The sequence below is a fragment of the Acetobacterium paludosum genome, assembly GCF_008086595.1.
Classification (GTDB): domain Bacteria; phylum Bacillota; class Clostridia; order Eubacteriales; family Eubacteriaceae; genus Acetobacterium; species Acetobacterium paludosum.
Map to the genome: position 1 here is coordinate 1 of NZ_RXYA01000024.1, position 11,627 is coordinate 11,627.

Annotated in this window: 13 protein-coding genes and 1 riboswitch; of the genes, 2 read left to right on the forward strand and 11 right to left on the reverse strand. The window is 41.4% G+C overall.

The window, feature by feature from the left end; all coding sequences use genetic code 11:
- Positions 1–295 precede the first annotated feature (295 nt).
- The 8 genes from FZC41_RS16760 to FZC41_RS16795 form a co-directional block, all read right to left on the reverse strand.
- Positions 296–2,227 (reverse strand): glycosyl hydrolase family 28-related protein, encoded by a 1,932-nt coding sequence (locus FZC41_RS16760; protein WP_148568601.1) that lies wholly within the window; start codon positions 2,225–2,227, stop codon positions 296–298.
- 12 nt (positions 2,228–2,239) lie between these two features.
- Positions 2,240–2,321, reverse strand: a riboswitch (cyclic di-GMP riboswitch).
- 253 nt (positions 2,322–2,574) lie between these two features.
- The gene (locus FZC41_RS16765; protein ID WP_148568602.1) at positions 2,575–2,823 is read right to left on the reverse strand and encodes a zinc ribbon domain-containing protein; all 249 of its coding nucleotides are present in this window, start codon (positions 2,821–2,823) and stop codon (positions 2,575–2,577) included.
- A gap of 14 nt (positions 2,824–2,837) precedes the next feature.
- Positions 2,838–3,416, reverse strand: coding sequence for a TetR/AcrR family transcriptional regulator (locus FZC41_RS16770; RefSeq protein ID WP_148568603.1), 579 nt, complete (start codon positions 3,414–3,416; stop codon positions 2,838–2,840).
- A gap of 282 nt (positions 3,417–3,698) precedes the next feature.
- Positions 3,699–4,115 carry a DUF2178 domain-containing protein gene (locus tag FZC41_RS16775; RefSeq protein WP_148568604.1) on the reverse strand — a complete coding sequence of 139 codons (417 nt, stop codon included), beginning with the start codon at positions 4,113–4,115 and terminating at the stop codon, positions 3,699–3,701.
- The gene (locus tag FZC41_RS16780; protein ID WP_148568605.1) at positions 4,109–4,315 is read right to left on the reverse strand and encodes a helix-turn-helix transcriptional regulator; all 207 of its coding nucleotides are present in this window, start codon (positions 4,313–4,315) and stop codon (positions 4,109–4,111) included. The genes FZC41_RS16775 and FZC41_RS16780 overlap by 7 nt, the downstream gene beginning before the upstream one ends.
- Before the next feature lie 209 nt (positions 4,316–4,524).
- Positions 4,525–5,790, reverse strand: coding sequence for a hypothetical protein (locus FZC41_RS16785; RefSeq protein WP_148568606.1), 1,266 nt, complete (start codon positions 5,788–5,790; stop codon positions 4,525–4,527).
- Positions 5,791–5,934: 144 nt separating this feature from the next.
- Complete coding sequence (locus FZC41_RS16790; protein WP_148568607.1) at positions 5,935–6,930, reverse strand: alpha/beta fold hydrolase; 996 nt, start codon at positions 6,928–6,930, stop codon at positions 5,935–5,937.
- Positions 6,923–7,636, reverse strand: coding sequence for a TetR/AcrR family transcriptional regulator (locus FZC41_RS16795; protein WP_148568608.1), 714 nt, complete (start codon positions 7,634–7,636; stop codon positions 6,923–6,925). Before FZC41_RS16795 ends, FZC41_RS16790 begins: the two co-directional genes overlap by 8 nt.
- Positions 7,637–7,992: 356 nt before the next feature.
- Here FZC41_RS16795 and FZC41_RS16800 point away from each other — a divergent pair, with 356 nt between their 5' ends.
- Entirely contained in the window at positions 7,993–8,976 is a 984-nt protein-coding gene (locus FZC41_RS16800; RefSeq protein ID WP_243136752.1) for a Fic family protein, read from the forward strand.
- A 24-nt stretch (positions 8,977–9,000) separates the two neighbouring features.
- On the opposite strand, the gene FZC41_RS16805 is transcribed toward FZC41_RS16800, so the two are convergent.
- Entirely contained in the window at positions 9,001–9,807 is an 807-nt protein-coding gene (locus FZC41_RS16805; RefSeq protein ID WP_148568609.1) for an EFR1 family ferrodoxin, read from the reverse strand.
- A gap of 302 nt (positions 9,808–10,109) precedes the next feature.
- On the opposite strand from FZC41_RS16805, the gene FZC41_RS16810 reads away from it, so the two are divergent.
- Positions 10,110–10,316 carry a hypothetical protein gene (locus tag FZC41_RS16810; protein ID WP_148568610.1) on the forward strand — a complete coding sequence of 69 codons (207 nt, stop codon included), beginning with the start codon at positions 10,110–10,112 and terminating at the stop codon, positions 10,314–10,316.
- 133 nt (positions 10,317–10,449) lie between these two features.
- Here FZC41_RS16810 and FZC41_RS16815 read toward each other — a convergent pair whose 3' ends face one another.
- On the reverse strand, positions 10,450–10,908 hold the full coding sequence (locus FZC41_RS16815; protein WP_148568611.1) for an MGMT family protein: 459 nt from the start codon (positions 10,906–10,908) through the stop codon (positions 10,450–10,452).
- Positions 10,909–10,915: 7 nt separating this feature from the next.
- Positions 10,916–11,191 (reverse strand): hypothetical protein, encoded by a 276-nt coding sequence (locus FZC41_RS16820; protein ID WP_148568612.1) that lies wholly within the window; start codon positions 11,189–11,191, stop codon positions 10,916–10,918.
- Between the last annotated feature and the right edge of the window lie 436 nt (positions 11,192–11,627).

An 11,627-nucleotide genomic window follows, 5' to 3' on the forward strand; every position in this document is an offset into this window, starting at 1 on the left:
TTTGCCGCCGGCTTCCTTCAGATTCCCCGTCGCCGGGGACACCCTTGCCTTAAGCTATGCACTTGGCACTACCTACCTGTACTCGGGACTTTCACCCGTTAGATTGCGTCCATGCCGGGCGCACTTAAAAAAACGCCCAGATTAAATTTATTTTAATCTGGGCGTTTTTTCTCATTTGCTAAAATTTATTTTTCAGTCTCGCTTCAATCAATAAAATTGATTTGATTAGTCCTGGTAATTTTTTACTGGCTCTAATTCAAATTACCAACTAGTTTATCAGTTGGTTTCAGGCCCTTCACACTATCCCCTGTAAATTATTACTGACGATTGAGTAGTCCTTATTGTAATTTAAACTGGTAAACCCCGAGTAATGATTGTCAGTTGCTTGAATACTTGTACCTTGAACATTATTCATTAAGAATGAATAGGCGCTGCCGGTATTTGTAAACGTATTATTTCTAATCATTGCATCCGACCCAGCACCTCTAAAACTAATACCGGTTGAAGCTATATTACGATAGACAAAACTTGACTCTTCCACAATCAGATTTTTAGTTGTGGTCTCGCTGCTGACATCAATTAATGGAATATTATCAAGGTTAACAACATTGACATGAGAAATTCCCAAATCTGTTGTATTGCCTGAAAAAGAGAACAAATAACCGGCCATGCCGCTGGCATCAATTGAAATATTCGACAGGGATGACTGGTTAATATCGCCTAAGACAAAAGCACCTTGATCCCGGGTCGTCGGGTTTGAACCACTGACGGCGACATGATCAATCTTGACATTAGAAACATCGTTGATTTTAAAAGCCAGACTGCTGCCTTCTATAGCCAGCCCTGTAATCGAAATATCTTTAGCGCCCTCATTAATAATAACGCCAATCGTATTATTCTTAGCTGTACAATTTTCAAACGTCATATTTTCCGGTGCCGTTTCATATCGGGGATCACCGCCAACTGTTATTCCTCCGCCTGAAGCATTGTTAAAAGCAACATTTTTAAATGAAAAATTGCTGTTATTCCCACGGATATACGCCGAATGCAGCCACTTGGTGCCGCCATCGCTTGAATTTAATACACTGTCAATCATGGTCAAGTCATTCGTACCGGCTATTTGGATTGGCATTCCGGAGTCGTCAATCTTTAAATTACTGATCTGAACACCTTTATTTCTTAGCTCGTTGGATTGCGAACCCATTTTCAATCCCACGTACATATTATCCATGGAAACATCTTTAATGGTCAGATTGCTGATGCCTTGCAGAAACATTCCCTGTACATTACTTACCATGCTGTTGGCATAGTAATCAGTCCCCGTAATTGTATTTTGTGATTTTAATGTCAAGCCTGAAATTGAGATATTGGAAATATAATTATCAGGATCAGAATACAGTATATTTTTTATGATATTTGCTTGGGGAGCCATAAACAGTGTCGCACCGTAGCCACTGATATGGGTATTATTCTTAAGCGATAATTGATTGGTAAGCAAATAGCTTTTTTCTGATTCCGGTATCAAAACGGTGACATTGTTGGTACCGGCATAATCAATGGCTTTTTGAATGGCAGTCGTATCATCCGTAACACCATCGCCTTTGGCGCCATAGTCTTTGACGTTTATCTGCTGACCAGATTCTGTTACCGTTGGCGGTACCGTTACTACCACAGCCGATTTTTTTTCAATCACAATTTCGATTGCTTCTAACCGAAGGCTTTTTCCTTCAGTACCGGAAACTGCTCCATCGGATACCCATCGCTGAGTCCAACCTTCATTTTGAATATGAGTTCGATATTTCACCGTATACTCCGCGGCTTTTTCTCCTGTCAATCTGATCTGGATTGCTTCCAATCTCAGACTTTGGCCCTCCGTTCCAGAAAGCCCACCGTTTGAAGTCCACGCCTGCTCCCAACCGAAATTCTGAATATGGGTTCGATATTCAATCCCCATGCCAGCAGGTACATTTCCCGTCAACCCAATCTTAATTGCCTCCAAACGCAAACTCTTTCCTTCCGATCCGGAAAGCGCTCCATCAGACATCCAGCCTTGAGCCCAGCCTTCATCCTGAATATGGGTTAGATAAGTAACCCCAACGGTATCAGTAGCATCCGTCTTTACTTCGGCAGCAAAAACACTAGTGGAAAAAATTGCTATTAGCATTAACATTATTTCTATAATGCTTACACTAATTTTTTTCACATTAAATCCATCATTCAATTTCACAATAGCACTCCTTTCGATAGCCGGCTACCCTTATTTTCTTGAAGGGCCCTTAGCTTTGCGTCCCAACTTTTCAGTTGGTTTGCCTTTGTCGTGAAAAGCTATTTCAACATTATCAATATAATTAGTTTATTATAATATTGTGTTTTTCAAATTCACTTTATCAATTTAGCATATTCGTTACGAATAGTCAATACATTTTCAATACATTTGTAATACATTTGTAATATTTATGATAATATCGGCTCTTTGATACTGACGCCTTCCTTATCAAAAAAACTGAGAAAGAGCAACCGTTTGGCTCTTTCTCAGTTAGAATTAAGGCGATTCTTTTATTCTATCTCGTTTCTCTATTTCTTAAAATATTCCTGCCATGCCGGCAATTTGCTCATCATGTTCGCTACTGCTTTTTCAGCTACACTTTTTTCCAGCCCTTGAGTCTTGATCGTAAAATTAATCAGGCCCTGTTTTTTCTCTTCAAAGGATTGCATCGACCCATCAGGCCTTGCACAATAAACACAATAGTCCTTTTGGGGGTCTCCCATTGCAAAATCGCTTTCTTTCTTCATCGGCATCCCACATGCTATACAGTTTTTCATTCTTTTACCTCCGTTCATTTTTCAATTAATTTTATAAAATTACAAATTAATTCTTCTTTATATTCAGTTAATACCGAACCTTCTGTAAAAAGATAGCTGTTGGTAAGATAATAGTGTACCAGGCCTAACCAACTGTTGAAAATTATATGCATCGGTATTTCTTTGACTGTCTTTTCGTTTTTACAACGCTCGATCACCTGATTAAAATGGAACGATACAATTGATTGCATATTTATGAAGACAAACTTTGCTTCTTGAGGCAAACTATTAACTTCGGAAATAAGTCGTTTATAAAAAGCTTCATATCGGATTAGAACGTTAATATGTGCTTCTAAAAAGGTTTCTAACTGCTCGTTTTTTTCCGATAGACCATGTAACTGCCCATTGATTTCAGCGTTAAAATCGTCAAGCAGACAAACAATAAGATTTTCAACCGTTGGAAAGTGAACAAAAATGGTTCCATGAGATACACTCGCGGCTTTGGCTATTTGATTGGTTGTGGCACTAAAACCCTCTTCTGCATAGATCTGATAAGCCGTTTCCAGGATATGCAACCGGGTCGCTTCTTTTTGTACCTGACGTTTTGTTTTCATTTCGTTGACTCCGCACTCAGTGACTTTTTACTTATTATACAAAGCAATGACCATTATGTCAAGAATATTTTTACAAAAAAAAATAAGTGGCTATGATTGACCTCAATACAGGTTATGCATCATACTCACTTATTCTTTTATTTTATTGCTTTAGCAGGAAGGGACGGTTCTTGTTATTACGAATGGAACCGGCACAGTAAAACTGTCCCTCCGCTTTAATCGAACGTACCATACCTGACAGAGCTTGACCGGCAAATCTGATAACCCTCAATGCCACGAATTTTACATTTCTTTTTGATATTTGTTTATTAAATAAAGACCAACAAAATGGTAAATAAGAAACACGATCACCACCGCCAGAGTGACCCATAAAGGTGCAGATATAAGGATGGTAATATAGGCGATACCCATAATCAACCACTGCGTGATGTCCCCAGCTTCAGCCTTTGCCCGATTACGAATTGTGATGTTTCGTTCATCGTTATAATCGATTTGGGACTGCTTTTCAAGGGCGGGATTTTTACGTTCCATATGCTTTGTGATCAGATTTGCAATGCTCATCCCAATAAGACCAGCACCGATTCCGATTAAGCTGCCGGCGATGGGCTTCGCATTAGCATCATTAAAAAAGAAGCTTGCACCAATGCAACACATACCAATAATCAGCATAACAACATAAAATGATCGTTTTTTTAACATGGTTTTTCCTCCTCATAAATAAATATTTCTTCAATTGTCATATCAAAAAAGAGAGCGATTTTAAAGGCTAATAGGATCGATGGGTTATATCGACCATTTTCAAGAGAGCCAATCGTTTGCCTCGATACCTCCAACGCAGTTGCTAGTTCTTCCTGTTTTATGCCCCGTTGCCTACGTATTTCTTCCAGCTTGTTTTTCAAAGTATTACCTCACTATCAAAATAACGGAAAGTTAACTTTCCATAACTAAGATATCATCATTAGCGATTTATGTCAAGCTAACTTTCCATATTTGCATCGTATACATCTCATCTTCAATTGAATCCAGTACGATATAACATGAAGGGACGGTTCTTTCGGGTGCTAACGAATAGCATCTGCACAAAAGAACTGTCCCTCTGATCTTACTCTCAAATTTCAGACGCCATTAATAGCACATCGTCAATGGTATACCCTTCGGTGCTGCTGAAATTTTTATATTTTTTCTTCAGCTTTTTATAAAGTTTTTGCGTATAAGCCATTCTAAAGGGAACATATTTTTCAATAGTTTTAATATACGCTTTACTATAATATGCCTGGTTTTGAGAAACTGCCTCAAAAATCAACAGCATCAGGTTTTTCTTTAAGAAGGCTTTCATTTTATCTGATTCATCCGGATCAAGGTTCGCGTATGAATCCGCCATTATTTTATCGGAAAAATCAAACAAAGCATTGGTTATATTGTCTAAGGGCCATTTCCCCACGGTCATTGAAACAATCGTCATCTGTCCGTTGTTCAAATCTTCTTTGGCATCCTGTAAATCATCACACAATTGAAGCAACATCCCGTAAGCAAATGAAAAATCCATCTGGCTATCCGACAGCTTGCCGTTAACTAAATAGGCATCTGCCAATACTGAAGCACCACCCTTATCCGCACTCATTCCCAAAATATCTTTTTCGTAAGGTGAAATTATTTCATCATGCAGTGTCAAACTGTTACATTGGGCATCATGAATACACAAAAGGCTTTCATACAATTCGTCATGATTTGCTCTGGAATACTGATTTTCAATCATCCCAACTAAATTGAACAATGCCTCTTCGTAGGCATTAACGGGTTCGATTTGTTCACCTTCTAATCTCAATCTGAATCTTTTACTGATCTTATTCTTATCTTCAGCTGATACTTTAATGTCGTCTAAATAATTATCGGTATAGGGATAAAGCATGCTATAAGCAAAAACTGAAGGGGTATATTCGACCTTGATCTTAAAGAGCACCTGGAGCAGGTTCATGATCCAGGCATTTCTGAGCGCCTGCAGCATTTTATCCAATTTCATATCCGGATTAAATGCATTAACATTGGCAATAAACGTATGGGTTATGTTTGGCAGTTCTTTTGCAAACTCCTCATTAACGGCCTCTTCATCAAAACCCCATTGATGTCCAAAATTCTTGATCATCGACCACAACCTTTTTTTCCAATCAGCCCGCTGTGCTTCATTCTTCGGGCATTGTTTTAACAGAGAAAAGAGTGCATCAGTAAACTGATTCATCATTTTCTCCCGTGCTTTTTTTTCATTCAGGCTAATTTCCGCACCAAGAGCCGGAAAGCATTTGTCCGTGGTCCACCATAATTTTGTGTATTTATGTTTAAGTTCTTCCATCATTTCATGTACCGTTAAGTCATTCAACGTCATCCCCCTGTTTATCTTTAACAATTTACGCATGGCGTTTGCAATAAAAGCGAGCCAATTATTGTTTTATTATACGCTTTACAACTGAATCATTCAAATTCACCCGTAAAAGGTAATTTGCGAATATGAAGGGCGCAAAGGTCATGAAGAGACGGTTCTTTCGGGTTCTATCAAATAAGTTTTATCGAGAAATGCTTTTACCGCCACATTTGCCTGCTCAGGCCGTTCGAGCGGTAATATATGCCCTGCGTTCTGAACGACTTCCAATTCGGCTTTTGTGCCACTATCGATAGCTAGTTTTACCGCTCTGTCTATCTCAAACTGCTTCACCAGAACACTGTCCGCTCCTCTTAGCCACAGCGTCGGACATTTAATCAACGGAATCCGATCAAGAAGGTTCCACTTTAGTCGAAAAGGTCCGATACAGCTCAACTGCCAGTCGTCCATGTCATTTTCTCCATATTTATATCTACCTTTTATCTCATCCTCGAGAATTGAAGTCAACCGGTCCGGATCCGTTGGTTTTGAACCGCCCACATAAATAGATTCCAGCAATTTTCTGATCGCCGCATGGTCTTTCTTAATATACTTTCGGTTGAGCATCCTCAGCATACCCGGTATCTTTATGTAAAGCCATACTAAAAACTGTGAATCGACCTTTTCGGTCAATCCGCCCGGTTCGAACAGAACCATTGATTTGACCTTATCCGGATGTAGCGATGTATAGTCGATGCTGAGGCTGCCACCCATGGAAAGTCCTACAAGACTAAAGTTTTCAAGTCCCAACCGATTAAATGTATTGTCCAGAATGTCCATCAGCCTGGCACGATCCAGATAACCTTCCCACGGCCTTGATTTTCCGTGTCGCGGCGAATCCAGTGCGAATACATGGTAATCCCGGCTTAAAAAGGGAAACAGCTGATCCCAGATAAATCGTGATTCATCGTACATTGCACCATGCAACAGCACGACGATAGGTCTTCCCTTTTCGCCTGCTTCATAGACCGACATTGGCCCACCACACACATTTAGATCATGATGCTTCAACCCCGGCACATTCTCAATACCGTTCGGTATTTCTCTCGTTTCAATCGTGTCATTCATTCTGTTTACCAGCCTTTCTGTTTCTTCAATCACAGCTTCTGTTACTCCCTTTAAGAAGTATCTCCAGAATGTCAATCCATTCCTCAAAGCCCTTTTCAAGTCCGTCTGGATCAATCTTGTCTGTAAATAGTTTTTCTTCCAGATATCCCTGCGAAACCCAGAGGATGAGTTGCTTTGCGATCGTCGGGGAAATATCCGCTCTTAATCCCTTATAAACATCGATACCGTCCGTTGTGATTTTATTTCCTAATTGGATTTCCCTCGTATTGAGTTGTGGCTTGCGATAATTTTCAAGCTCCATTCTGACAAGTTCCTTGACAAAGCAATCGTTATCGAAGGCTGCTGTATAAGAGAACTTGTAAATCCACGGATATTCCTTGAATAGAGAAAGTCTGGTCTTCGCGTTTCGCCGCATCAACGCAAACATATCAGAGTCGCTCCCTTCCTCGGCGTACGAAATTTCGTCCGCTTCGATAATGCTGTCCGATGCTAATCTAAAGATTTTCAAATAGAGCTTTTCTTTGTTAGAGACATACTTGAACAGCACGCTTTTCGATATTCCGGCCGCCTCGGCGATATCTTTCATGGATGCTTTTTTATAACCGTATTTTGCAAATACTTCGCTGGCAGCATTGATGATTTTATTCTGTTTTTCCTTTTCAAGTTTTTCAAATATCATATTAATCCTAATTCCTTTAAATAGAATGCCACCCATCGTGACCGAATCGGTCACGGTCATTATAGCATCGCTTATCCTTATTGTAAATCTTTATCGTATCTAAAGATTACCGTCTATATAAGGCTAACCGATATGATGTTAAGGGTAAACAACATTTAAAATCGCTTGAAACGTATTATCTGGTGAATATTGGTCTGCGCCGCCAGCTGCATGGTGTCAAGCAGGTCAATATCGTCGATTTTTTACTTGAAAAACAAGGTTTTACTAAGCATACAGGAACGGGTCTTTCAGGTTCTACCGAATGGAATCTGCACAAAACATCCGTCCCTCCGACCCCTTTGTAATGATGGAATCCGGCCCTATTCATATGGTATAATATGGATAAAATCAGTGAAAACGAAAAACGAGGTGCAGATTTGGAGCCATATAACCCACCATTTACAATCACAGATAAAATGATTAATCAGATAGCCGAGATCAGCGAGCTGATTGGCAAAGTTACCTTCCATTCGGACGTGCCCATTAATCCGCGGCTGCGGCGTGAAAATCGAATCAAAACAATTCAAGCTTCCCTGGCAATTGAAAACAATACGCTGACCATTGAACAGGTAACTGCCATTATTAACGGCAAGCGTATATTGGGTGCCCCGGGTGAAATAAAAGAAGTGCAAAATGCATATGAAGCCTATGAAATATTGCTGGAATTGAATCCGTTCTTGATAAGCGATCTGCTGAAAGCGCACAAGCTGTTGATGTCAAACCTAGTGAAAGGAGCGGGAAGCTTCCGAACGGGGGATGTTGGTGTTTTTGACGGTGAGGTCGTTGTTCATATGGCGCCGCCAGCGCATATGGTACCGGATCTAATCCGACAATTATTCCATTGGTATCAGAGTTCGACGGTACATCCACTGATAAAAAGCTGCGTCTTCCATTATGAATTTGAATTTATTCATCCTTTTGCTGACGGTAACGGCAGAACAGGGCGAATGTGGCATACGCTACTGCTGAGCAGATGGAAAGAAATTTTAGCATGGCTGCCAATCGAAACGCTGGTCAAGGAACGCCAGCAGGAATATTACAAGGTTCTGGGGACGGCGGACAAAAATGCTGATTCATCAGTTTTGGTCGAATTCATGTTGCAGGCAATACGCGATGCTCTACAGGAGATTGGTACAACCGACCAAGTCACCGATCAAGTTTCCGACCAAGTCAAAAGCCTTATTGCGTGCATCGGCAACGAAACATTGTCCGCAACGGAACTCATGCAGCGTTTGAATTTGTCCCACCGCGCCACGTTTCGCGCGAATTATCTGAATCCCGCTTTGAAAGCCGCTTTAATCGAACGTACCATACCCGACAAACCCAACAGCAGCAAACAAAAGTACCGCATAAAGAAATAAGCATGAAGGGACCCCTCCGACCCCTTATTCCACCGGCCCCTGATAGCGGGGAACCTCATCGGGATCGGCATAGACGCCACCCATGGTGATAGCACCGGTGGGACAGAAGTTGTAACAGCGCATACAGGCTGTACACCCCGGCAGAAAGGTAAACCCTTCCTCTTCATCAAACTGGATGCTCCCAGTCGGGCAATTGTTGACACAGATCATGCAGCGGGTACAGGTTTCCGAATGGACGCCCAAGGTCTGATAATGTCTGGCCACGGCCTCCGGTGTTTTCTTGCGGATCATGGCGCCGATCAGCGTTTGGGGCCCGCGGCCTTTGATCTGCTTTTTGCCGGCCAATAGGCAGTCCGCCAGCTCGGTCAGTTCTTCTTTCCCCTGGGTCATGCGTTTGTTCAACATCCCGACGTCAACCGGTGCGGTCGTGTTGACATTGTTGCACAGCTGAATATTGACATAGGCACTCAGCGCCAGACCGGAACCGGTCAGCCGCTTTTTCATCTCTTTAGGGCCAAACGCATTGACATAGCCAAACGTGTTGATCACAAAGGCTTTCTTTTCGGTCTGAACGGGTTCCAGAATTTTGCTCAGCCGCTCGATAAAGCCCTTCATAATCGGCGGCAGATCCCCGCCGTAAATGGGTGTGCCCAGACCGATGCAGTCCGCCTCCTGAACAATTTCCAGAATCCGCTCATCGGTAAGCTTTTCTCCCAAGTCGATGGAAAACAGGTCGGCCTGATGGCCTTTTGCGGTGATGATGGCGTTAAAAGTTTCCACTGCCCATCGGGTGTTGCCGGTGCCACTAAAATAAAAGGTTGAAAATTTCATTGTTTACTCCGTTTCTAATTTAAGCAATTACGATTGCTTTGTTTTTTTGTAAATAATCACTGGTACTTAAAATTTTTAAGACCTCGTTACGAATCTGTTCTCTGCTACGTCTCGTTTTTCGAGGTTTTACTTCAATACGTTCTGCAGATTCTTTTCTTCATAATCTTATATCATAACAATCTAAATTTAAACGTTATGCGCGTTTAGAGCAAAAGAACCGTCCCTACGATCCACTGAGCGATAAACTCAACTGCCGACTATCCCGATGTGGGGATACCAGTATCAACCAACTACTGGAGCCTTTGGCATCTAAAGACCATGACTTTCTGGAAAGCCTTACGGTGCCGTTGAAAATTGCTGCTTTGGACGAGGCTGAACGCCATTACCTGACCATTATTTTTGCGATCATTGATCATCAGCTCCAGCTCGCTAAGATAGCGGTCCCCAACTGGATCAGAGCTGATGATTTTTGTTTTGATCAACCCTATTTTCATTCAAAGCGGGTTTAGCAATTTATCCATCTCAACCCGATGGCAGTTGTGACAGAAATCACCCTGATTGAGGACATGGATCGTGGCTTCATTTGTTAAACAGTTACTGCATTTCATCGGTTATAACCTTCCAAAATCGTTATTTAAATACTTACAGCACCGCCAGTTTGTCCGCAAAGTCTTTGACAAAATAACGCTTCCCTTTTTGGATCACGGTATGCCCTTCCATTTCCAGCCGGGCTTTTTGAGCGTCAATGCCGCCGGGATATTTTTCATTGAGTTCCCCGTCTTTCTTCAGGGTGCGCCAGTAAGGTGTTTCATCCACGCCTCTTTCCTCCGACGCCCCAGCCACAATATTGATAAAGATTCCCGCCGTCAGAGGACAGGTATAATCCGCCTGATGTTCTTTGGCCAGATAACTTCTGATCCGGTCGGAGGTCATCAGTTTTCCCGCCGGGATTCTTTTCATGATAGCATCATACGCCAGCGGTGGGGCGATGAGCATCTTCGGTCCGCCAAAGCGCGCCACTGCTTTGTCATCCGTTACCTCAATAATTTTAGGTTGATCCTTGCTGTCGTTTAGTTTTTCATTAAAAGATTTCTTAGCCATATCGCTACTACTCCTTTATTTTATTTTTAAACTGATTTTTCAGTCTGGCTTTGACATTTTCCATCAACAGGCTTTTCAAAAGAAAGAAACCTGAAAATACCGGTACCACATAATAACAGAATTCTTTATATTCTGGTCGAAACCAGGCGAACGGAATAAAACCCGGGAACAATCCGATAAAAAACAAGGCCATCCAGACAAATGCAATGACAAATAGTCCGATAGAAAAATAGAATCGGCACAAAAGAACCGCCCCTTCTGCATAAGCGTTTTCTTTAATCAATTTCTGCCACAATATCATTGATCTTGATCAGATCAGAGAACTCATTGAAATCATGATCAATGGCAGACGTTATTACTAGTGTGAGGCTTATCAGCAATATATGCCAGTTGTTTTATAATAAACAGGCTCCGATGGACTCAGATACCTATGGCGAACATATGATTCGACTGGCACATGGTCAGGATTAACCTGATATTAACTAATTAATTGCAAGATGTCCGGTAACATTGCACTCTTTTTACGAACGGTGTGTTCTGAATCATCCCCGGGTGCACGATCTGATTGGAATATTCACACAAAAGAATCGTCCGGGACCAGTGAAAAAGACATGTTTTGGGGCTGATTTCTGAAAATATGAGTGAATTATTTTTAGAAACTAAAATTTATTCTGAATATAACGATTTTTTTAATAAAACAAGAAAAATCAGCGGTCATG